Annotated in this window: 27 protein-coding genes and 2 tRNA genes; 15 read left to right on the top strand and 14 right to left on the bottom strand. The window is 28.6% G+C overall.

The genetic code is table 11. The features are described from left to right. Positions 1–14: 14 nt before the first annotated feature. A tRNA-Leu gene (locus ACJJVK_RS05975) sits at positions 15–100 on the bottom strand. A gap of 23 nt (positions 101–123) precedes the next feature. After that, positions 124–195, bottom strand: a tRNA-Gly gene (locus tag ACJJVK_RS05980). 229 nt (positions 196–424) lie between these two features. On the opposite strand from ACJJVK_RS05980, the gene ACJJVK_RS05985 reads away from it, so the two are divergent. Next, entirely contained in the window at positions 425–1,396 is a 972-nt protein-coding gene (locus tag ACJJVK_RS05985) for a type I phosphomannose isomerase catalytic subunit (protein ID WP_405564154.1), read from the top strand. A gap of 178 nt (positions 1,397–1,574) precedes the next feature. On the opposite strand, the gene ACJJVK_RS05990 is transcribed toward ACJJVK_RS05985, so the two are convergent. From ACJJVK_RS05990 to ACJJVK_RS06015, 6 genes are all read right to left on the bottom strand, one after another. Next, positions 1,575–1,811 (bottom strand): NifU family protein, encoded by a 237-nt coding sequence (locus ACJJVK_RS05990; RefSeq protein WP_405564157.1) that lies wholly within the window; start codon positions 1,809–1,811, stop codon positions 1,575–1,577. 4 nt (positions 1,812–1,815) lie between these two features. Beyond that, on the bottom strand, positions 1,816–2,955 hold the full coding sequence (locus tag ACJJVK_RS05995; protein WP_405564159.1) for an Mrp/NBP35 family ATP-binding protein: 1,140 nt from the start codon (positions 2,953–2,955) through the stop codon (positions 1,816–1,818). A 201-nt stretch (positions 2,956–3,156) separates the two neighbouring features. Next, on the bottom strand, positions 3,157–3,492 hold the full coding sequence (locus ACJJVK_RS06000; protein WP_215994633.1) for an MGMT family protein: 336 nt from the start codon (positions 3,490–3,492) through the stop codon (positions 3,157–3,159). Next, positions 3,485–5,227 carry a M28 family peptidase gene (locus ACJJVK_RS06005; protein ID WP_405564162.1) on the bottom strand — a complete coding sequence of 581 codons (1,743 nt, stop codon included), beginning with the start codon at positions 5,225–5,227 and terminating at the stop codon, positions 3,485–3,487. The genes ACJJVK_RS06000 and ACJJVK_RS06005 overlap by 8 nt, the downstream gene beginning before the upstream one ends. A gap of 33 nt (positions 5,228–5,260) precedes the next feature. Beyond that, complete coding sequence (locus ACJJVK_RS06010) at positions 5,261–5,833, bottom strand: uracil-DNA glycosylase family protein (RefSeq protein WP_405564164.1); 573 nt, start codon at positions 5,831–5,833, stop codon at positions 5,261–5,263. Positions 5,834–5,836: 3 nt separating this feature from the next. After that, complete coding sequence (locus tag ACJJVK_RS06015; RefSeq protein WP_405564166.1) at positions 5,837–6,178, bottom strand: HopJ type III effector protein; 342 nt, start codon at positions 6,176–6,178, stop codon at positions 5,837–5,839. Between the two features lie 98 nt (positions 6,179–6,276). Here ACJJVK_RS06015 and ACJJVK_RS06020 point away from each other — a divergent pair, with 98 nt between their 5' ends. From ACJJVK_RS06020 to ACJJVK_RS06030, 3 genes are read left to right on the top strand one after another with little or no spacing between them, the layout of a single operon-like run. Next, positions 6,277–6,795 (top strand): RNA polymerase sigma factor, encoded by a 519-nt coding sequence (locus ACJJVK_RS06020; RefSeq protein WP_405564169.1) that lies wholly within the window; start codon positions 6,277–6,279, stop codon positions 6,793–6,795. Further along, complete coding sequence (locus tag ACJJVK_RS06025; protein WP_405564170.1) at positions 6,773–7,201, top strand: hypothetical protein; 429 nt, start codon at positions 6,773–6,775, stop codon at positions 7,199–7,201. The genes ACJJVK_RS06020 and ACJJVK_RS06025 overlap by 23 nt, the downstream gene beginning before the upstream one ends. A gap of 42 nt (positions 7,202–7,243) precedes the next feature. After that, positions 7,244–7,741 (top strand): hypothetical protein, encoded by a 498-nt coding sequence (locus ACJJVK_RS06030; RefSeq protein ID WP_405564173.1) that lies wholly within the window; start codon positions 7,244–7,246, stop codon positions 7,739–7,741. An 81-nt stretch (positions 7,742–7,822) separates the two neighbouring features. Here ACJJVK_RS06030 and ACJJVK_RS06035 read toward each other — a convergent pair whose 3' ends face one another. From ACJJVK_RS06035 to ACJJVK_RS06045, 3 genes are all read right to left on the bottom strand, one after another. Continuing rightward, a complete protein-coding gene (locus ACJJVK_RS06035) occupies positions 7,823–9,730 on the bottom strand; it encodes an ATP-dependent nuclease (protein WP_405564176.1) in 1,908 nt (635 codons plus the stop codon). A 15-nt stretch (positions 9,731–9,745) separates the two neighbouring features. Then, a complete protein-coding gene (gene rsmI, locus ACJJVK_RS06040) occupies positions 9,746–10,417 on the bottom strand; it encodes a 16S rRNA (cytidine(1402)-2'-O)-methyltransferase (RefSeq protein WP_405564179.1) in 672 nt (223 codons plus the stop codon). Between the two features lie 73 nt (positions 10,418–10,490). Continuing rightward, positions 10,491–10,850: a cupin domain-containing protein gene (locus ACJJVK_RS06045; protein WP_215994640.1), complete on the bottom strand. Its 360-nt coding sequence runs from the start codon at positions 10,848–10,850 to the stop codon at positions 10,491–10,493. A gap of 106 nt (positions 10,851–10,956) precedes the next feature. Here ACJJVK_RS06045 and aspS point away from each other — a divergent pair, with 106 nt between their 5' ends. Both aspS and ACJJVK_RS06055 read left to right on the top strand, forming a co-directional pair. Next, on the top strand, positions 10,957–12,711 hold the full coding sequence (gene aspS, locus ACJJVK_RS06050) for an aspartate--tRNA ligase (RefSeq protein WP_405568317.1): 1,755 nt from the start codon (positions 10,957–10,959) through the stop codon (positions 12,709–12,711). Between the two features lie 84 nt (positions 12,712–12,795). Beyond that, positions 12,796–13,503, top strand: a complete 708-nt coding sequence (locus ACJJVK_RS06055; RefSeq protein ID WP_405564182.1) for a DUF6503 family protein — start codon at positions 12,796–12,798, stop codon at positions 13,501–13,503. 4 nt (positions 13,504–13,507) lie between these two features. On the opposite strand, the gene trmB is transcribed toward ACJJVK_RS06055, so the two are convergent. Next, entirely contained in the window at positions 13,508–14,179 is a 672-nt protein-coding gene (gene trmB / locus ACJJVK_RS06060; RefSeq protein ID WP_215994642.1) for a tRNA (guanosine(46)-N7)-methyltransferase TrmB, read from the bottom strand. Positions 14,180–14,188: 9 nt separating this feature from the next. Then, entirely contained in the window at positions 14,189–14,410 is a 222-nt protein-coding gene (locus tag ACJJVK_RS06065; protein ID WP_215994643.1) for a DUF6341 family protein, read from the bottom strand. A 41-nt stretch (positions 14,411–14,451) separates the two neighbouring features. On the opposite strand from ACJJVK_RS06065, the gene ACJJVK_RS06070 reads away from it, so the two are divergent. Then, entirely contained in the window at positions 14,452–15,378 is a 927-nt protein-coding gene (locus tag ACJJVK_RS06070) for a DUF6427 family protein (protein ID WP_405564185.1), read from the top strand. Here ACJJVK_RS06070 and upp read toward each other — a convergent pair. Continuing rightward, positions 15,373–16,026 (bottom strand): uracil phosphoribosyltransferase, encoded by a 654-nt coding sequence (upp, locus tag ACJJVK_RS06075; RefSeq protein ID WP_405564187.1) that lies wholly within the window; start codon positions 16,024–16,026, stop codon positions 15,373–15,375. The genes ACJJVK_RS06070 and upp overlap by 6 nt on opposite strands. 168 nt (positions 16,027–16,194) lie before the next feature. On the opposite strand from upp, the gene ACJJVK_RS06080 reads away from it, so the two are divergent. The 8 genes from ACJJVK_RS06080 to ACJJVK_RS06115 all read left to right on the top strand — a co-directional run bounded on the left by ACJJVK_RS06080 (position 16,195) and on the right by ACJJVK_RS06115 (position 22,847). Beyond that, positions 16,195–17,091: a DMT family transporter gene (locus ACJJVK_RS06080; RefSeq protein WP_405564189.1), complete on the top strand. Its 897-nt coding sequence runs from the start codon at positions 16,195–16,197 to the stop codon at positions 17,089–17,091. 48 nt (positions 17,092–17,139) lie between these two features. Next, positions 17,140–17,994, top strand: coding sequence for a YicC family protein (locus ACJJVK_RS06085; RefSeq protein WP_215994705.1), 855 nt, complete (start codon positions 17,140–17,142; stop codon positions 17,992–17,994). 74 nt (positions 17,995–18,068) lie between these two features. Beyond that, entirely contained in the window at positions 18,069–18,650 is a 582-nt protein-coding gene (gene gmk, locus ACJJVK_RS06090) for a guanylate kinase (RefSeq protein WP_215994647.1), read from the top strand. A gap of 61 nt (positions 18,651–18,711) precedes the next feature. Further along, a complete protein-coding gene (gene nadD / locus ACJJVK_RS06095) occupies positions 18,712–19,293 on the top strand; it encodes a nicotinate (nicotinamide) nucleotide adenylyltransferase (RefSeq protein WP_405564191.1) in 582 nt (193 codons plus the stop codon). A gap of 44 nt (positions 19,294–19,337) precedes the next feature. Next, complete coding sequence (locus ACJJVK_RS06100; protein WP_405564193.1) at positions 19,338–20,204, top strand: M23 family metallopeptidase; 867 nt, start codon at positions 19,338–19,340, stop codon at positions 20,202–20,204. Further along, entirely contained in the window at positions 20,204–21,700 is a 1,497-nt protein-coding gene (locus ACJJVK_RS06105; protein WP_405564195.1) for a GH3 auxin-responsive promoter family protein, read from the top strand. Before ACJJVK_RS06100 ends, ACJJVK_RS06105 begins: the two co-directional genes overlap by 1 nt. Positions 21,701–21,786: 86 nt before the next feature. Beyond that, positions 21,787–22,236, top strand: a complete 450-nt coding sequence (locus ACJJVK_RS06110) for a 6-carboxytetrahydropterin synthase (RefSeq protein WP_215994651.1) — start codon at positions 21,787–21,789, stop codon at positions 22,234–22,236. 74 nt (positions 22,237–22,310) lie between these two features. Then, entirely contained in the window at positions 22,311–22,847 is a 537-nt protein-coding gene (locus ACJJVK_RS06115) for a hypothetical protein (RefSeq protein ID WP_405564199.1), read from the top strand. The last annotated feature ends 32 nt before the right edge of the window (positions 22,848–22,879 follow it).

The following is a 22,879-nucleotide window of genomic DNA, read 5'->3' on the forward strand; positions in this document are numbered from 1 at the left end:
TGTTACGGTTCTTGTACTGAAGATGGGACTTGAACCCATACGAGCATTACTGCTCACTGGATTTTAAGTCCAGCGTGTCTACCAATTCCACCACTTCAGCATGAAATTTTATAAAAGGTTTAGAGCGAAAGACGGGATTTGAACCCGCGACCCTCACCTTGGCAAGGTGATGCTCTACCCCTGAGCTACTTTCGCAGTCTTGTTTTTTAAAGAACATAAACTCTAAATTATTAGAGCGGTGCAAATATAGTAAGTTTTATAAATCTGGCAAATACTTTTTCATTTTTTTTATAATTTATTTTAGAAATGTAGGTTTTCTCTTTTTCACTTAGTTTTTTATGAGGTCGATTTTCAATTTAATGTTAGTTTTACATCAATTAAAATTATATATTTAAATTTGATACTTGATTTTAAAAAAAATATTATGAAATTATATCCTTTAAAATTTGCACCAATTTACAAGTATAGAATTTGGGGTGGAGAAAAATTAAAAACGGAATTAAATAAAAATTATACTGAAGAGAATATTGGTGAGTCTTGGGAAATTTCTGATGTTTCTGGTGATGAAACTGTTGTTGCTGATGGTGATTTAGAAGGTAAATCTTTGAGAGATTTAACAAATGAATTCAAAGGTGATTTTGTTGGTAATGCAGTTTATGAAAAATTCGGGGAAGAATTCCCGCTATTAATAAAGTTTATAGATGCTAAAACTCCTTTATCTATTCAGGTGCATCCTAATAATGAAGTTGCTAAAGAACGTCATAACTCATTTGGTAAAAACGAAATGTGGTATGTAATGCAAGCTGATGAAGATGCTGAGCTAATTGTTGGTTTTGATGAAAAAATAGATGCAGAAGGTTATAAATCGCATTTAGCGAATAATACTATTTTAGAAGTAATGCATCATGAAATTGTAAATAAAGGTGATACTTTTTACATACCAACAGGTCGTGTGCATGCAATTGGAGCTGGAGTTTTGTTAGCTGAAATTCAGCAGACGTCTAATATTACGTATCGTATTTATGATTATGATAGAGTAGATGCTAAAACTGGAGAAAAAAGAGAGTTGCATAGTGATATGGCTATGGATGTTTTAGATTATGAAGTGCATGAGAAATATAAAACAGAATACAATTTAGAAAAAAATGTTTCTAATGAATTGGTTTATTCTCCATATTTTAGAACAAACATTTTAGATATTAATAGAACAATAGATAAGGATTACTCAGAAATAGATTCTTTTGTAATTTATATGTGCGTAGAAGGTTCTGTTGATTTAATATCTGAAGGGAAAACCTATACTATTAATACTGGAGAAACTTTGTTGTTGCCAGCTGCTATAAAAACGATTCAGCTAAAAGCAGCAGATGCAAAGGTTTTAGAAGTATATTATTAAAAATAAAAATACTTTTTCGCGCTTTTTATTGAGTTTGATGAGCGCGTTAAGGATTGAAGCATTTGTTTAAGCTCTTTTTGTTTTGCTGAATTTTATTCAGCAAAACAAAAAAGCGAGTGCTGAAAGCCTGACTTTAATGCAGCTTGCTTGCTGCATAAAGTAACGCCCAAATTGTTTTTTAAGCAACGTTTATTACTTCTTGTATTTGTGGAGCGTATTTTTTAATAGTGGCTTCAACACCATTTTTTAAGGTCATTTGATTTACAGAACATCCTGTGCAAGCGCCTTCTAATTGTACTTTTACAATGGCGTCTTCTATAGAAAGTAATTTTATGTTACCACCATCGCTTATTAAAAAAGGACGAATTTCATCTAAAGCCTTTTCTACATTATTATGTGTTTCTTGTGCTGTCATAAATCTATTTTTTTACTGAACTGCAACCACTCATTGTTGTAATTCTAACAACTTCTGTTGGTGGTAAATTTGCATTTCTTTTTAATAATTGAGCTACCATTTCTTTGGTAATATCGCTAAATGATTTTTCTAAAACAGTATCTTCTTGTAAAGCTACTGGATGCCCAACATCTCCAGCTTCACGAATACTTTGTACTAAAGGTATTTCTCCTAAAAAGGTTGTATTTATATCTTCTGCAAGGTTTTTTGCACCATCTTTACCAAAGATATAATATTTATTGTTAGGTAATTCTTCTGGCGTAAAATATGCCATATTTTCTATGATTCCTAAAACAGGAACTTTTATGCTGTCTTGCTGAAACATTGCAACTCCTTTTTTAGCATCTGCTAAAGCAATGTTTTGTGGTGTAGAAACTACAACTGCTCCACTTATTGGTAAGGCTTGTACTATTGATAAATGTACATCTCCTGTTCCTGGAGGTAAATCTATTAAAAGAAAATCTAATTCGCCCCAAGCAGCATCAAAAATTAATTGTTTTAAAGCTTTAGAAGCCATAGGTCCTCGCCAAATTACGGCTTGATCTGGATTTGTAAAAAAACCTAAAGACAATAATTTAACTCCATAATTTTCTATCGGTTTCATTTTAGAACGACCATCTACATTTACAGAAAGAGGTTTTTCTTTTTCTACATCGAACATAATGTGTTGTGATGGTCCATAAACATCTGCATCTAAAACACCAACACTAAAGCCCATTTTGGCTAAAGAAACTGCTAAATTAGAGGTTACTGTAGATTTACCAACACCTCCTTTACCAGAAGCAATTGCAATAATGTTTTTAATATTTGGTATTTCTTTACCACGAATTAAATTCGGGTCTTCTTTTGGGGCAGTTTTCTCTACTTTTAAATTGATTTTTACGTCAATTTTTTCATCAACATTAGTTTTTATGGCTTTGGTAATTTCAGCTTCAACTTTCTTTTTTGCTTGTAAAGTTGGGTTGCTGATAGTAACATCTACATTTACTTCATCACCAAAAATAACAACATTTTTTACATTGTTATTTTCTATTAAACTTTTACCCTCTCCAGGAGCTGTAATTGTTTCTAATGCGTTGTATATATCTTGTTTTTTAAAACTCATTTCTTCGCTTTTGGCTTATAACTAAAGTTATAAGTAACTTTTAGTTTTTACTTAGTCTACCATACAAAGATACGCCTTACAAATTATAAAATAAAGTAAATAAATTATGTTTGTCTATGGATTGATAGGTTGCTATTATAAAGTAAATAGTATAAAAATAGATGATCTGTTTTTTGCACCTATTTCCTGATTTTTGAAAAATTAAGATAAATGTTCTGAAGGATTCCAAAAAACTTTTTCTAAATCTTGAATTTGATTATCAATTACAACAATGCCTTCGTTTTCTAATAATTGTTGCATTAAGTTTGTACCATCAAAATGATGTTTGCCTGTTAATAATCCTTTTTTGTTTACTACTCTGTGTGCAGGAACATCTTCTAAATTATGGGCTTTATTCATAGCCCAACCAACCATTCTTGCAGATCTTGCTGCTCCTAAATAAATGGCAATGGCTCCATAACTTGTAACTCTACCAAAAGGAATTTTTCGAGCAACTGTATACACTTTTTCAAAAAAATTATCTGACTCTTTAATCATAATACAAATCTTTATTTTGAAGTTTTTCTATGATGTCTAAAGAAATTGAATCAATCAATTTCTCAGAATCTTTAATTTCTTTATTGATTATTTTCTTGTTAGAAACCATATCATTTACAGTTTTAAAAGATTTTTGATACCAATCTTTCCATGCATCTATAATTTTTATTTGTGTTGTTAAAGAGTCTCCTTTATTAATAGCTATTTTACTTTGTTTTAATTCTTCGTTTAAACGACTTACAGCAGCTTTTTCTAAGTCAGATAAAATAGATTTTGCAGTATTTTTATCAGCATTTAATAAAGTGTATGCAGCAATTAAAGCAGTTGTTCCTACATTTTTTAAAGTTGTTTTAGACACTTTATCTATTCTGTCATTATCTGTATGGTAAAACTGATCTGTAAAATGCCAAAACAAAACACTTGGTATGTTTTCTCTTAAAAAAGGAACGTGATCACTTCCACCTTCAAACGGATTTGAGCTAACAACCCAGTTTGCTCTTTTGCCCTGGGCTTTGAATTTATCAATTAAAAAATCGTTTAAATAATGAGGCTTCATTTGTTTTAAGTTCATTTTAGAACCACCCCATTCAGTGTGTTTGTCTTTTCCACGTGTCCAAATTGCACTTGGATCTGGCATTTTTTCTATCAAGAAAGTTCCTCCTGTTTTTTCAGTGTCTTCACCAACCATATCTAAAGAAATTCCCCATTTAATATCTTTTGCTCTAATAGAATCTTCTTGCACATATCTTCTAGTAGATACAATTTCATCTCCCCATAAAAAGGTTAATGTTCTTTTAGGCTGATATTGTTTTTGTTTAATAAATTTTGCAGTTAACGAAGCCATTTCTAGAGCAACACCAACTCCTGTAGCATTATCATTTGCACCAGGTTCTTGTACGTGAGCACTAAAAACTAAACGTTCTTTTGGTTTTTCTTTTCCTTTAATATCAGCAATAATTGTTAACTCTTCAGAAGGATAAATATTTGTTTCAACCTTTACATTTAGGGTTACTTTTCCTTTTTCTAAAGACTTTTTTAAACGCTCTTTTGCTGAAAAAGACATTGCAATTGCCCAAGGTTTGTTCACAGAATCGTGAGGAATTGCACGAAACTGAATAGAAGTTGTATTTTTTTCTGGCTGTAAATAATCAGGATTATTGTAAGTCATAATACCTGCAGCTTTTCCGTTTACAATTGCAGATTTATAAATTCTATAAGGACTCGTTTCTGCAAAAACAATTTTCCCTTTTACATCAATATTAGTTATGTTTTTAAAATCTTTTATATGTACAACATCAGCAGAGATCCCTTCTTTTGGAGTGCTGTAAGAATTTAGAGCAATCATATTTCTGTTTGTAGCATGTGATAAAAGTGTCTCTTCTTTACTGCCTTCAAATTCAACAATTGCATTCACAGATTCCCAAGTAGGTTTTTTAAGCGGTCGTTTTTCAATTCTATAAGTTAAAACATCATTTTCTGTGGCATTTTCTTCTAAAACATAACCTGCTTTTACAAGTGCTTCTTCAATTTTATAAATACTTTTATTAAAACCAGAATTACCAACAACTCTCCAGTATTTTTCAACAAAAGAAGTAGTTTCATAAGCTAAATCTCCAGTAAATTGGTCATTAATAACATTAGCATAATTTGATGTATTTAATGTTATAGGTTTATTATTTGTACAGCTGATAAATACTATTGTAATGCATAAAAAGTAACTTAATTTTTTGAACATAACCTGGTTTTAGAAGTTATAAAAGTAGTTTTTTTAATTCAAAATTTCTGCAACTCTTTTCTGTAATTCAGGAATTACATTTTTTTCAAACCATGGATTTTTTGTCAACCAAAAACGGTTTCTTGGTGATGGATGAGGTAATGTAAAATATTTAGGTAAATATGCTGGATAATTATCTACAGTTTCTGTAAGTGTTCTTTTTGCTTTGTTTTTTAAGTAATAGTTTTGCGCATACATTCCTATTAAAATGATTAACTCTAAATTTGGCATTCTATCAAATAATTGCTGATGCCATTTAGGAGCGCATTCTTTTCTTGGTGGTTTGTCTCCACTTTTCCCTTTTCCTGGGTAACAAAAACCCATAGGCACAATTGCAAATTTTACTTTATTGTAAAAATCTTCATCAGAAACATTGAGCCATTTACGTAATTGTTTTCCACTTGCATCATCCCAAGGAATGCTAGATTTGTGAACTTTTGTACCTGGAGCTTGCCCCACAATTACAATTTTAGAATTTAGGTGAGCAGAAACTACAGGATTTGCTCCTAAATCTAAATGCGGTTCGCAAAGTGTACATTTTTTTATTTCTGATAAAAGGTTTTGCATATATTACTTTAATTCTAATGCATCACCATCAAAAGACAAACCACTAAAACCAGTTTTCATAAAGTTTCTAATATTTTGGTGTGATGTTCCATCTTTATCCTCTAAAACACCTCTATAATGTTCGCCAAAACAAGCTAATGCTTCTTCTTTTGATAATTGTTGATGTGTAGCAAAAGCAAATAATTTACAAGAACCAGAATTTTCTTCGGCTTTATTTTTGATTTCACCATTTGTAAATGCAGTTGGTGTAAAGTTGTAATTCTCTTCTATTATTTGCATGGTTTCTGCAAATAAAATTGATTCTGGGTTTTCTTTTAATTTGGTTTTGAATTCTAAGATAGACATATTATGTTTTTGAGTAATTTGCACAAATTAAATCAAATTTAAAATAAAAGTAACACTCTCTGTTATAAACATTCCAGTTTTTACGTTATATAAATATAATGACCAAACAAGATTTTAAGTTTCAAGTATTTTCTTTGTCAGAACGATTGTTTCCTATGGTTGCTCGTTTGTTGGGTAACAATTCTAAAGCAGAAGATGCTATACAAGAAATTATGCTAAAATTGTGGCAGAAAAGAAAAAAGATAGAAAATCATCCAAATATAAACGGATTTGTAATCTTAACTGCACGTAATTATTGTATTGATTTGTTAAGAAAAAAAACGTTGGTTTTAGAGGATTCAACATCCGAATTAAAGGTTTTAAAATCAACAGGTGATATTGAAAGTCTTGAATGGAAAGAGTTAAATAACATCATCTTTAAAATTTTAGAACAATTGCCTAAACAGCAAAAAGAGGTTTTTTTAATGAGAGATGTAGATGGTTATGAATTTACAGAAATAGCAGCAGCTTTGAGTCTTAAAATGGAACATGTTAGAGTTTTACTCTCTAGAGCAAGAAAACAAATAGGGGTTGCATTAGAAAAAAATTACGATTATGAGCGAGGAACATATGAATAACTTGGTAAAAAAATACAAGGCTGGTGAAAGTTCTTTAGAAGAAGAAAAACTTTTATTTGATGCTGTGGATGAATCAAACCCTGAAATGAAATCAGTGGCTACTTTTATTCAAAAAAACAGAATTACTGCTCCTGATAATTTAAATGATAAATTATGGGAATCCTTTGAGAAAAGAAGGTCAAAATCAAAGAGACTAAAGATTGGGGTATTTTCTGTAGCAGCATCTATTGCATTATTGGTTACCTTTTATATTAATATGAATCATCAAAATAAATTATCTACTAGCGAAAAACAAGCTTTATTAAATGAAGCGAAAAATATGTTTGCTGATGTTAATTCATCAGAAAATCAACATCGAATTATATTAGAAAGTGATTTAGTGGTCGTTTATTCTAAAACTAAATAAATTTCAATTTAAATAAGATTATTAACTATTAAATATATAAAAATGAAAAAATTATTATTTACTGCTTTTTTACTAATGTGCTTTATTTCTGTAGTTAATGCACAAGATAAAGAAGAGGAAAAATCGGAAGAAAATATTTATGTAAAAGTAAAAGATGGCAAAAAACCTGTAATTTTTATTGATGGTAAAAAGTTTGATTTTCCAATGGAATTAATAGATCAAAGTAAAATAGCGTCTATTAATGTGATTAAAGGTAAAGAAGCAATAAAAAAATATAATGCACCAAATGGTGCTATTTTAATAACAACAAAAGCTTTAAAAAAATTAGACTTTTCTAATGCGAAAATAATAGAAAATGGAGATTTAAAAGAAGATAACCCTGCACCAATGATTATAATTGATGGAAAGGTTTCAACCAAAAAATCTTTAGATATTTTAACTCCAGAAAAAATTGAAAAAATGGAAATTTTTAAAGGAGAACAAGCAATGAAAAAATACAAAGCGAAACATGGAGTAATTGTAATTACTACTAAGAAATAGTAAAGCTAGATTTAGATTTGCATCAAAATAGAATCCAACTAAATAGTTTTTGAAAAGGCTTTTTGGTTGGTAAACAGATAATTACTTTACTATAAATTGATACAAGTTTTCAATAATATTTTTTAACTCTTCATTATCTTCAATTAAATCAGAATAACTATAATTTGAATCGACGACAAAGCTTGCTAATTTAATTTTGTAATTATTTTTTAGAGTTCCAGATTCTGCTTTAAAAACTTTAAAATCCTTTTTTGGAATTTTATTGTTTAAAAACAAGTTTTCATAAAAATCTCCAAGTCCAATTTTTTTATAGTCATTTCTTGAAAAAACTATTTTACTTCCAATTTGGATACTTTTCTCTGTCTTTAATATTTCAGACATAAAGTCTTGTATGATTTTTTTGGGAAGTAAATTCTCAATCTCTTTTAAATCAGTATTTTGATAGGTGAAATTTTTGTTTTTATTCGAAATATTTTTTAAAGCTATTCTTCTTTGATCCTTTTTTGATCCTTTTTTTACGTTATCATTATCAGCTAATAAAAATATTTTGTTTGATATAGCAAATGAGTTTATCTTTTCTTTAACTTCATCTTTATTAAACTCTCCTTCTCCTTCTCCTTCAATATTTTCATCATCAAAAAGATAATGTTCAATTAAGTTTCCTCCATATTCAAAGAAAGCAAAGTCAATATCTTCTATTAAATGTTTATTATTTACTTCACTTTCCGTGTAAAGTTTTAAAAATTTAGATAAGTATTTTCTGTCTGTTGGTCCTTCAACCCAAATTGAGCTATTGGATAAAAAAACAGATGAGGCTGTAACTCCGAGTAAATCTAAAGTTTCTTTATTTGGTTTTATGTTAGTCTTTATCAAATGTTTGTTTTCTTCAATTTTTTGAAATTGAAAAATTGAAATATCATCATTCAATAAAGTTAAATCTAATAAGTGATTAGAATGTGTTGTGAAAAAATATTTTAGATTCTTTTTTTTAAGAAACTCATCATTTAAAATTGTTTCAATAAATATTTTTTGGAAGGCAGGGTGCAAGTTCATTTCAGGTTCTTCTATATAAAAAGAATCATTTTTTGATGCTGTAAATATTGGAAATAATAGTATAATTAGAGCTTGAATTCCATCCCCTAATTCACTTACATTTCTGAAATCCTTATTATCGATTGCAATTGTTACTAGTTGTGGTTGATCATCTTCAGCAAGTAATTCAACTCTTTTATTATTAAAAAAATATTTACTTAAAAAAAATTGAAATTTTTCAATATTCCTTTTTTTAGGTGAGTTTTGAAGTTTGTATATTCTATTCCATAAATCTAAACCTGTGTCAATTTTTACTTTACTTGGTATTTTATTTGAAAAATAAAGGGTTCTAACTACATCTGTAAAACTTCCTAAATTTAAGCCTGTAGTCTTAAGTAAACTTCGCAAAATTGGAATATAAATTTTGTTACTAATATTATTTTCTTTAGTAAAATTTAATTCATTTTGCAGTTCTTTTACCTTTGTTAAATATAAATTAAAGTTAATAATATCATTTTCATGAGAGTATATGGTTTTACCTCTAACGTTTAAATCGTTTATAAATTCAGTAATTTTATCCTCATCATCTTTACTATAATTAGAAATTAAATGATCTGTTATTCGAATAATATTAGACAATTTAAAACTTGGGGCTAAACTATTATTTAAACTCCTTTCAATTTCTTCAATTTCAGTAATTAATTCAGAGAAAATTTTATTCTTGGATATATTTTCAAAAGGGTATTGTAATTTTATTAAACCTCTTAAAAACCTACTTTTTCCAGAATTATTTTCCCCTACAAAAAAGTTTATTTTGTTTATTTCTAATTCTGTATTGATAGTATTATCACTTTCAATTTTTAGAAACTCATTTTCTAAATCATCAATATAAAACTCTGGATTTTTGAATTCTTTAGGAAAGGCAATGTGATTGGTTGTTTTTATGATTATTTTCATAGCATTTTAACTTAATTACTTCTTCCCTTCAACAATTATAACAATCTCACCTTTTGGTGGTTTTTTAGTAAAATGAGTCAAAACTTCTGTGGCTGTTCCTCTTACAGTTTCTTCGAACATTTTTGTGAGTTCTCTAGAAACAGAAACTTTTCTGTCTGCACCAAAATATTCAATAAAGTGCCCTAATGTTTTTACCAATTTATGAGGTGATTCGTAAAAAATCATTGTTCTTGTTTCTTCAGCTAAGAGTAAAAAACGAGTTTGTCTTCCTTTTTTAACAGGTAAAAATCCTTCAAAAACAAATTTATCATTAGGTAAACCAGAATTTACCAAGGCTGGCACAAAAGCAGTTGCACCTGGTAAACATTCTACATCAATATCATTTTCTACACAAGCTCTAGTTAATAAAAAACCAGGATCTGAAATTGCAGGAGTTCCAGCATCAGAAATAACAGCGCAAGTTTCTCCGCTTTTAATTCTATTTAAAATCCCTTCAATTGATTTATGTTCATTGTGCATATGATGACTATGCATTTGAGTAGCTATTTCAAAATGTTTTAACAATTTTCCACTTGTACGTGTGTCTTCTGCTAAAATAAAATCAGCTTCTTTTAAAACACGAATGGCTCTAAAAGTCATATCCTCTAAATTACCAATTGGTGTAGGTACTAAAAATAGTTTACTCATTGATTATAGTTTTTAGTTTTAAGTGATTAGTGTTTAGTTAACTCATCATTCAAAACACATAATTTATAACTTATTATATAGATTCATAAGTTTCTACAGTAATGTCTGCAACAACATTTCCTGTATGATTTGTAGAAAGAGGTTCAAAAAGTAAAATATGTACTTCTTCTTTGGCAACAGGTTTGTGTTCTATACCTTTTGGCACAATGTAAAATTCGCCTTCATTTATGGTGATAATTTTATCGCGTAAATGCATTTCTAAAACTCCTTTTTTTACTAAAAATAATTCATCTTCATTGTCGTGTTTATGAAATACAAACTCACCTTTAACTTTGGCTAATAAAATTTGTTGTCCATTTAATTCACCTATTTTTTTAGGAGTCCATTTATCTTCAAATAAATTGAATTTCTCTTGAATGTTTACTACGCTCATAAAAACAAATTTACAAAGATTTTAATGGATAAAATGTGTAATTTTGCACATCAAAATAAAGATTCTTGCTTAGGTAAGAATGTTAGAAATAAAAATTTCAAAAGAAATGTACAGAAGTCATTCTTGTGGTGAGTTAAGAGCATCACACATAAATACAGAAGTTACACTAGCAGGTTGGGTACAAAAATCAAGAGACAAAGGTTTTATGGTTTGGGTAGACTTGCGAGATAGATATGGAATTACACAGTTAATTTTTGATGAAGAGCGTACGCCAGCAGCAATGATTGAAAAAGCAAAATCTCTTGGTAGAGAATTTGTAATTCAAGTAAAAGGTACTGTTATTGAGCGTGAATCTAAAAACAAAAATATTGCAACTGGAGAGGTTGAGGTTTTAGTTTCTGAGTTAGAAATTTTAAACGCAGCAAAATTGCCACCTTTTACCATAGAAGACAAAACTGATGGAGGAGAAGACATCAGAATGAAATATAGATACTTAGATATTAGAAGAAATCCTGTTAAAGACAGTTTGATTTTTCGTCATAAAGTAGCTATGGAAGTTCGTAAATACTTGTCTGATCAAGAATTTATAGAAGTAGAAACTCCGTATTTAATAAAATCTACTCCAGAAGGCGCAAGAGATTTTGTGGTGCCTTCAAGAATGAATGAAGGTCAGTTTTATGCATTGCCACAATCACCTCAAACTTTCAAACAATTGTTGATGGTTGGTGGAATGGATAAATATTTTCAGATTGTAAAGTGTTTTAGAGACGAAGATTTACGTGCAGATAGACAGCCAGAATTTACACAAATTGACTGTGAAATGGCATTTGTAGAGCAAGAAGATATCTTAAATATTTTTGAAGGATTGACCAGACATTTACTAAAAGAAGTAAATAATGTAGAGGTGGAGAAATTTCCAAGAATGTTGTATGATGATGCCATGCGTTTGTATGGAAATGATAAACCAGATATCCGTTTTGGAATGGAATTTGGCGAGTTAAATGCAGTTACACAACATAAAGATTTTGGTGTTTTTAATAATGCTGAATTAGTGATTGGAATTGCTGTTCCTGGTGGAAATACATACACAAGAAAAGAAATAGACAACATTATTAAATGGGTAAAAAGACCACAAGTTGGTGCTCTTGGAATGATTTATTGTAGAGTTAACGAAGATGGTTCTTTTAAATCTTCTGTAGATAAGTTTTACAATCAAGAAGATTTAGCAAAATGGGTTGAAGTTACAGGTGCAAAACCTGGAGATTTAGTTTGTGTTTTATCTGGAGAAACGAATAAAGTTAGAGCACAAATGTCTGCTTTACGTATGGAATTAGCAGAACGTTTAGGATTAAGAGATCCTAAAGTATTTGCACCTCTTTGGGTTATCGATTTTCCATTATTAGAGTTAGATGAAGAAACTGGTCATTACCATGCAATGCACCATCCATTTACATCACCAAAACCTGGTCAGTTAGAATTACTAGATTCTAAACCAGGAGAAGTAAAAGCAAATGCTTATGATTTAGTTTTAAATGGTAATGAAATTGGTGGAGGTTCTATTAGAATTCATGACAAACAAATTCAGGCAACAATGTTAAAACACCTAGGTTTTTCTGAAGAAGAAGCAAAAGCACAATTTGGTTTCTTAATGGATGCTTTTGAGTATGGAGCACCACCTCATGGAGGTTTGGCTTTTGGTTTAGATAGATTGGTTGCTATTTTAGGAGGTCAAGAAACTATTAGAGATTTTATTGCTTTCCCAAAAAATAATTCTGGTAGAGATGTTATGATTGATGCACCTGCTTTTATTGATGATGAGCAATTGCAAGAGTTGAGTTTAAAGCTAGATATACAAGAGTAAAATATTTCAACATAAAAGAAAACCCTGTAGTTATTTATAAACTATAGGGTTTTTTGGTTTAACAATTTTTAGTACTTTTAAAATATGAAAAACCTACTTACATTTTTAGTATTATTTGTTTCGATAACATTATTCTCTCAAGAAATTACTGGTGATGAATTATTAACGAAAGCCATTCAATTTCACGACCCAAATGGAAATTGGGAAACCTTTAAAGGCGAGTTGTTTGTAACTATGGAAACTCCTAAAAATGGTGATAGAAAAAGTAAAATAAATATTGATTTACCCAAACAATATTTTTCTGTTGTAGCTAAAAGAGATACAATTATCACTGAATTTATTGTTGATAAAGATAGTTGTAGTTTCAGCTTAAATGGAAAACAAAATTTATCAGCACACATAAAGAAAAAGTATAGTTTAAATTGTGAACGAGCTGAATTGTATAAAAATTATTACACATATTTATATGGTTTACCAATGAAATTGAAAGATGATGGTACTGTCATTCATCAAAAAGTAGAAAAACGTCAGTTTAAAGGAAAAGATTATTTGGTGCTAAAAGCAACTTATAATAAAGAAGTGGGTAAAGATAGTTGGTATTTTTATTTTAATCCAGATACTTATGCAATGGAAGTATATCAGTTTTTTAAAGAAACAAAAGATAGTGGCGAATATATTTTATTGTCTGGTTTAGAGACAATTAATCAAGTAAAAATGCCTAAAATTAGAGCTTGGTATTATAACAAAGACAATAAATATTTAGGTACAGATATTTTATCAATCAAAAAATAAATCTCTAATAATTTAATTTAAACTTGATATAAGTTATCATTTTACCAACTTCTAAATATTGGTTTTCGTAAAAAGTTTGCGTTTCTGTTACTTCTTTTGGTGCGCCTTCGTTATTATACACATTATGGTTTGCGTATATAATTTCATGGCCTTCACCATGTAATAAACCTAAAGTATAACCATGCATAAACTCAGAATCAGTTTTTAAATTCATAATACCATCTTGGTTTAAAATAGTGTGGTATTTCTTTAAAAACTTAGTGTTTGTCATTCTATGCTTGGTACGTTGAAATTTTATTTGCGGATCTGGAAAAGTAATCCAAATTTCTGAAATTTCATTTTCAGCAAAAATAAAATCGACCAATTCAATTTGTGTTCTAACAAAAGCTACATTGTCTAAATTTTCTTCGATAGCAGTTTTGGCACCTCTCCAAAAACGAGCGCCTTTAATGTCTATACCAATGTAGTTTTTATTCGGGTTTTTACGAGCTAAAGCAATAGTGTATTCACCTTTACCACAACCCATTTCAACAACAATAGGATTGTTGTTGTTAAAAAAAGAATGCCATTTACCTTTATGAGAAAAGTTATTTAAAACTTCTTCTCTTGTTGGCTGAATGACATTTTTGAACGTTTCATTTTCTTTGAAACGTTTTAATTTATTTTTGCTTCCCAAGTTGTAGAATTATGCTCTGTCTTCTGTACCTTCTTTTAAAAACTTTCTAGATTGGCTCATCCAATAGTAAAGTAGAACTAAAAGTACTACTAAAAATAACCAGTTTATGCCATTAGACAACCACCAACCATAATCTGATGTAGCAACATCTAGTCGTAATTTTTTAAAAGGTAAGAATAAAATATCAGTAAATAAACTACCAATCCATCTAAATATATTGCTTGCTATCATAACTTAATTATCTTTACACTGCAAAAATAACAAAAGAAATAATGCTAGCCAATTTTTTAAACAAATCTAAGCCAATCAATTTTATTGTTTTCTTAATTTTCTTTTTTATTGGGTTTGTTTTTAGTGTTTACACCGCTTTTTTTACTAATAATTTTCTTTTTGATAATTTATTAAAAAGTGGAGCAATACTTCTTTTCTTTTTAATAATTTTTTTTCTTTTCAATTTTATTAATTCTAAAAATAAATTAACATTCGATAATTCTTATGCTTATTTTCTATTTACAGGGTTAATTGTTATGATTTTACCAGAATTAATTGGTTATAAAACTTTAATTTTATCAGTTATTTATTTACTTTTTTTAAGAAAAATATACAGTTTACATACAGCTAAAAGAATATTAGAAAAGCTTTTTGATAGCGGGTTTTGGTTGGGTGTTTTTTTTATTTTAGAACCACTCTCTGCTTTATTATTTATTTTGGTTTATGTAGCTATTTATGTGCATAATAAAATTACGATACATACACTTTTAGCTCCAATTATTGGTTTTTTAGCACCTTTATTAGTTTATTTTGCTTACTTTTTTTGGTTTGATAAAATTGATGAGTTTACAGACCTATTTAATTTTAATATAAATTTTGATGTTCAGTTTTATAGTAAAATAAAATATCTGTGGATTTTATATAGCACCTTAATATTTGCAGTTTTTGCAATATTTTTAAAATCGATAAATACGCTATCAGTTAACAATAAATTTAAAAGAAGTTGGATTTTATTAATCTATAATTTCTTTGTTATAATTCTTTTCTTGATGTTTCTGCCAGAAAAAAATGGTTCTGAACTAATATTTATCTTGTTTCCTACAGCAATTATTTTGGCAAATGGTATTGAGTTAATTCAGAAAAACATATTTAAAAATATGGTGCTTTATTTTTTTTTAGTGAGTAGTATTGTTTGTTTTTTACTATAATTTTTCACCAAAAGCCAAATCTCCAGCATCACCTAAACCAGGTACTATATAACCTTTATTGTTTAATTCTTCATCTATAGCAGCAATCCATAAATGAGTGTTTTCTGGAAAATGTTTTTCAATAAAGTCTACACCTTCTTTAGAGCCAATTACAGCAACAATATGAATCTCTTTAGGAATTCCATGTTTTTTAATCGCTTCATAAACTGCCACTAAAGATTGCCCAGTTGCTAACATTGGGTCTGCTAGTAATAATGTTTTGTTTTTTATTTCTGGTGATGCAAAATACTCAACAACAATTTCAAAATCAGCATTATTTTTTGGATGATGTCTATAAGCAGAAATAAAAGCATTTTCTGCTTTATCAAAATAATTTAGTAAACCTTGATGTAAAGGTAAGCCTGCTCTTAAAATTGAACATAAAACCAAATCATTATAAGATAATTGAACCTTCTTTTTACCTAAAGGTGTTTCTATATAAACACCAGAATAAGAAAGACTTTTACTTAATTCATAACCTAAAACTTCTCCTACTCTTTCTATGTTTCTACGAAAACGTAAAGCATCTTTTTGTATCTTTTCATCTCTTAATTCTGATATAAAAGTGTTTAATACAGAATTATTTTCGCCAATATAATGTATGTGCATTTCTTGTAAATCTTAAAAACAAATATAATTTATTACTACTAAAGTTTTCTTTTGATATTTTTATTTCTCTAAAACTTTTAAAAATTGAATTATTAAAGTAATTTTTAATGCTTTTTTATATTATTATCCTCAATTTTGAAACTTAATTTTCATGAATTTATTTGTTGTATGAATAAAAGAATATTAGCATTAATAGCAGTTTCTATAGCTACATTAATTTATGGTGTAAACTATACAATTGCAAAAGAAGTTATGCCTGTTTATATAAAGCCTTTTGCTTTTATTTTATTAAGAGTTGCTGGTGGTACATTGCTTTTTTGGTTTGCTGGTTTATTTATTAAGCAACAAAAAATAGAAAAAGAAGATTATAAAAAAATAGTTTTAGCAGCCTTTTTTGGCACAGCATTAAATATGCTAGCTTTTTTTAAAGGACTAAGTTTAACAGCGCCAATTAGTGCTTCTGTAATAATGGTAACTTCACCAATAATGGTGCTTGTTTTTTCGAGTATTTTAATAAAAAAAGCAATTGGTTTACAAAGAATTTTAGGAATTTTTATAGGTTTAGCAGGTGCTATTTTATTAATAACTTATGGTAACTCTTCAAGTGCAAATGCAGCCAATAGTAATCTTGGTAATTTTTTGGTCTTTGTAAATGCTGCATCTTATGGTTTGTATTTAGTGTTGGCAAAAGATTTAATTTTAAAATATCATCCAATAGTATTTGTAAAATGGTTGTATTTATTTGGGCTGTTTTTTGTAATTCCTTTTTCTTTTAATGAGTTAAAAGAGGTCGTTTGGCAAGATATACCTATAAATATTTATTGGAATATTGGTTTTGTAATTGTCTTTACCTCTTGTATTACCTACCTTTTTAATTTATATGGCTTATCAAAATTAAAACCTACAACAGTTAGTGTTTTTATATACTTACAGCCAGTAATCGCAACAATTTATGCATTAATTGTTGGTAGTGATTCTTTAAATTTTGTTAAAATAGTAGCTACAATTATTATCTTTTTAGGTGTGTTTTTAGTTACAAAAGAGGTTGATAAAGCAACCAAATAAAACTTATATTTGCAGTTCATTTAAAATGAAGTTTGTATGATTCAATCTATGACTGGTTATGGGAAATCTGTGTTGCAATTGCCAACTAAAAAAGTAACCATAGAAATAAAATCTTTAAACAGTAAAAACTTAGATTTAAACGTTAGAATACCTTCTTACTACAAAGAAAAAGAATTAGCTGTTCGTAAAAAATTAGCAAAATCTTTAATAAGAGGTAAAGTAGATTTTTCAATTTTTGTTGAAATGACTGCAGATGAAACATCTACAACTGTAAATAATAGCGTTGTTAAAAAATACATAGAACAGTTAAGAAATACACTTGTTATTGATTCTGAATATGATGTAGAATTGCTAAAAATGGCAGTTACAATGCCAGATGCTTTAAAAACTGAACGTGAAGAGTTAGATGAAAATGAGTGGAATCTGATTGATACAAGTATAGACGAAGCTGTTAAAGAAATTGTACAATATAGAACTGATGAAGCTGCTTCTTTAGAAATAGATTTTAAAGAAAGGATTGATAATATTAAAAAATATTTAGAAGAAGTTAAAGCTTTAGATGCAGATAGAATAGAAAACGTAAAAACGCGTTTACAAAAAGCAATTAACGATTTAAAAGTAGATACTGATGAAAATCGTTTTGAGCAAGAACTAATTTATTATCTAGAAAAATTAGATATTAATGAAGAAAAAGTGCGTTTAGCAAATCATTTAGATTATTTTTTAGAAACATTAGCTACACCAGATTCTAATGGAAAAAAATTAGGATTTATTGTACAAGAAATGGGTCGTGAAATAAACACAACAGGTTCTAAAGCTAATTTTGCACCAATGCAAAAAGCGGTAATTCAAATGAAAAATGAATTAGAACAGATTAAAGAACAAATTTTAAATGTGCTTTAATTAGTTTTTAGTTGATGGTTTTTAGTTAGTAGTAAAACCCATCAACCAAAAATTAGCAACTAAAAACAAAATTTATGTCAGATTTTAAAGGAAAGTTATTCGTGTTTTCAGCACCTTCTGGTTCTGGTAAAACTACTATTGTTCGTCATTTACTAAAACAAGAAAAATTTAATTTAGAGTTTTCTATTTCAGCAACTTCTAGAGCGCCAAGAGGTGAAGAAAAAGACGGAGTAGACTATTATTTTATAGACCTTAAAGAATTTAAAACTCATATTAAAAATGATGATTTTTTAGAGTGGGAAGAAGTTTATAGAGATAATTTTTATGGTACTTTAAAAACAGAAATAGAGCGTATTTGGGCTTTAAAAAAACATGTTATTTTTGATATTGATGTTGTTGGTGGCTTAAGAATTAAAAAGAAATTTCCAGAAGAAACTTTATCTGTTTTTGTAAAACCACCAAGTGTAGATGAACTTAAAATACGTTTAAAAAAACGATCTACAGAAAGTGAAGACAAGATTAATATGCGAATTGCAAAAGCTTCTGTAGAGTTGGCAACAGCACCTCAGTTTGATAAAATTATTAAAAACTATGAGCTAGATGTTGCTTTAAAAGAAGCAGAAGAATTAGTTGGCGAGTTTTTAGAGTTAAAATAAAAAAACAAGAATAAAGAAGAGCATCTATTCTCAATGCTTTTTTTCTATCATCTTAAGAAAAATGAAAATTGGTTTATATTTTGGTACATTCAATCCTATACATGTTGGGCATTTAATTATTGCAAATTATATGGTAGAAAATTCAGATTTAGACGAAATTTGGATGGTTGTTACACCTCATAATCCATTTAAAAAGAAAAGTTCTTTATTAGATAATTATCATAGATATGAGTTGGTTTACAGAGCAACAGAAAATTATGCTAAAATAAAACCTTCTGATATTGAGTTTAAATTGCCACAACCCAACTATACAGTGCATACTTTAGCTCATATATCAGACAAATATGCTGATAAAGAGTTTTGTTTAATTATGGGCGAAGACAATTTAAAAAGTTTCCATAAATGGAAAAACTATGAAACCATTTTAGAGCATCATCATATTTATGTGTATCCAAGAATTGCTGATGGTACTGTAGATCATAAATTTAAAAATAGTGATAAAATTCATAAGGTTGATGCACCAATTATTCAATTGTCATCAACAATGATTAGAAACGGAATTAAAGATAAAAAGAACATAAAACCAATGTTAACCAAAGAAGTTTGGGAATATATAGATGAAATGAATTTTTATAAAAAATAGTTTCGTTATTTTTACGTTTAACTCATAAATACTAATATATTTTAGTGGATAAAAAAGCCAAAAAAAAAGGAAAACTAAAACAAAAACTAACTGACAAATACAGATTAGTAGTTTTAAACGAAAATACTTTTGAAGAACGTTTTTCTTTAAAACTATCTCGTTTAAATGTATTTGTATTGGGTGGTGTTTTATCTTTTTTATTGATTTTAGTTACTACATTTATCATCACTTTTACACCTATTAAAGAATATATTCCTGGTTATTCTTCTACAGAATTAAAAATTAAAGCTACTAAATTGGCTTTTCAAACAGATTCTTTAAAAAGAAAACTAGATATTATAAACGACTACACAAAAGCTTTACAACCTATTTTAAATGGAGAAATAGAACCAGAAATTATAGATTCTGCTGCCTTTTCTTTAGGTAAAGTAGAAATTAAAGATAGCTTATTACATGCTACAAGAGAAGATTCTATTTTTAGAGAAAAAATAGAAAGTCAAGATCGTTTTCCTATTCAAAATAATGCAGATACTAACGTAGAAATTGTGTTTTTTGCGCCATTAAATGGTATTATTTCTCAAAGTTTCGACCCTAATACTAAACATTTAGCTGTAGATATTACTGCACCAAAAAATGCACCAGTAAAAGCTACTGCAGATGGTACTGTGATTTTTTCTGGTTGGACCACAGAAACTGGTTATGTTCTTATCTTAAAACACGACCATGATTATATGTCTGTTTACAAACACAATGGAAATTTATTGAAACAACAAGGAGATTTTGTAAAATCTGGTGAGGTAATAGCAAGTGTGGGTTCTACAGGAGAGTTATCTACAGGCCCACATTTACACTTTGAACTTTGGAGTGGTGGTTATGCAGTAAATCCTACAAATTTAATTGATTTTAGATAATGAGTATAAAATCTGTATTTGCAATTCCGTTTGCTAAAATTTCTATAAAAAGAGTTTATAAATGGGCAAATAACCCTTATAAAACTCAAGATAAAATATTTAAAAAGTTAATATCAAAAGCTAAGAACACAGCCTTTGGTAAAGATCATGATTTTGATAATATTACATCTTATGATGATTTTAAAAAACGTGTAAAAGTTTCAGATTACGAAGGTTTAAGAGGGTATGTAGATCGAATTGTAGAAGGTGAATCTGATGTGCTTTGGCCAGGTAAACCCTTATATTTTGCAAAAACTTCAGGTACAACTTCTGGAGCAAAATATATACCTATTACAAAAGATTCTATGCCAACGCATATTAAAGCTGCAAGAAATGCTTTGTTGTTTTATATCGTAGAAAAAAATGATGCTAGTTTTGTAAATGGTAAAATGATATTTTTACAAGGTAGCCCAGTTTTAACTGATAAAAATGGAGTAAAACTAGGTAGGCTTAGTGGAATTGTAGCACATTATGTGCCTAAATATTTGCTTAAAAATAGATTGCCAAGTTGGGAAACCAACTGTATTGAAGATTGGGACACCAAAGTAAATGCAATTGTAGAAGAAACTATTAATGAAGATATGTCTGTAATTAGTGGAATACCTTCTTGGGTACAAATGTATTTCGAAAAACTGATTGAGAAAACTGGTAAAAAGGTTTCTGAATTATTCCCGAATTTTAACTTCTTTATTTATGGAGGCGTAAATTTTGAACCTTATAAAAACAAGTTTGAAAGTTTAATTGGTAAAAAGATCGATTATATAGAATTGTATCCTGCATCAGAAGGTTTTATTGCATATCAAGATTCGCAAACAGAAAAAGGAATGTTGCTGCAATTAAACTCAGGTATGTTTTACGAATTTATACCTGCAACTGAATATTTTGATGAAAACCCTACAAGAATATCCATCAAAGATGTAAAAATGGGTGTAAATTATGTTATCATTTTAAATACAACTGCTGGTTTGTGGGGTTATAATATTGGTGATACTGTAGAATTTACATCAACAAAACCTTATAGAATTAAAGTTACAGGTCGTATAAAACATTTTATATCCGCCTTTGGCGAACACGTTATTGGTAAAGAAGTAGAAAAAGCATTAAATGATTCTATTTTAGGAACTAACATTAATATTAGTGAGTTTACTGTGGCTCCACAAGTAAATCCGGAAAGTGGTTTGCCTTTTCATGAATGGTTTATTGAGTTTGAAAATGAGCCAGAAGACATAGAAAATTTTGCATTAAAGGTTGATGCTTCTATGCAAGAGCAAAATATTTATTATTTTGATTTGATTGAAGGTAAAGTATTACGTCCTTTAATCATTAGAAAAGTAAAAAAAGGAGGTTTTCATAATTACATGAAATCTATTGGTAAATTTGGTGGCCAGAATAAGATTCCGCAATTATCTGATAACAGAAAAATTGCTGATGTTTTACAAGGTTTTTTAAAGAATTAAAAAATGGGAGGAGATTATTTATTTATAGGATTAGCAGTATTTCTAGTTATTGCATATTTTTACAACAAATTTAGAAGCAGACGTTAATGAGTACAATTAGAATTACAAAACAGTTTAATTTTGAAACAGGGCACGCATTATATGGTTATGATGGAAAGTGTAAAAATGTGCATGGCCATTCTTATAAACTTTCTGTTACTGTTACTGGTACTCCAATAGATGATAATACAAATGTAAAATTTGGTATGGTTATCGATTTTGGAGATTTAAAAAAGATTGTGAATGAAGAAATTGTAGATCTTTTTGATCATGCAACTGTTTTTAATAAAAACACACCTCATGTAGAATTAGCACATGAATTGCAAAAGAGGGGGCATCATGTTATTTTAGTAGATTATCAGCCAACTAGTGAAATGATGGTGATTGATTTTGCAAAGAAAATTAAGAAACGATTGCCAGAAAACATAAAATTACATTCTATAAAACTGCAAGAAACAGATACTAGTTTTGCAGAATGGTTTGCTAGCGAAAACTAGTTTTAGCATATTAGTAACATTATAACACAATAGTGTTAGGATTTACACGTTATATTTGACAAAAATTTATTCTTATGAAAAATCTAAAATATATTTTATTACTTTTTTTATCTGCAACAATTTTAAGTTGTAGTGATACTGATAATGAACCACAATATTTATTATCGAATGCAAATATTGCAGGGACTTACGAAGTAAGTAGTTTAACTGGTAACGAAAGCGAAACTGCAACTTCCTCTTCTGGAGCTGTTGTAGATTTAGCTACATCAACAATTGTTGGTGCAAACTTTCAAATTTCTTTTGATATTACAGCAAGCGGAACTTATGAAGTTAGTGGGTTGTTCAGAGAGATAAAAACTACCACACCAAATGGAGGAGCAACCACAACAGACGAAGAGCTGTTAACTATAGATTCAGAAGGTACATATCAAATAAATACTTTAAATAACACCATTAATTTTATTCCAACTACTGGAGATTTTTTAGAAGGTACATTTAATATTGAAACCTTTACCGAGAATATAATAAGTATTACACAAGATAGCGAAACTGCTGAAGGTTCTAATACTATTTATAAAACGCTAAATATAGGTTTTACTAGAAACGAGTAACAAATAACATAAAAAATCAGAAAAGTTATCTG

This window comes from Polaribacter sp. Asnod6-C07 (assembly GCF_045063625.1).
GTDB classification, from domain to species: domain Bacteria; phylum Bacteroidota; class Bacteroidia; order Flavobacteriales; family Flavobacteriaceae; genus Polaribacter; species Polaribacter vadi_A.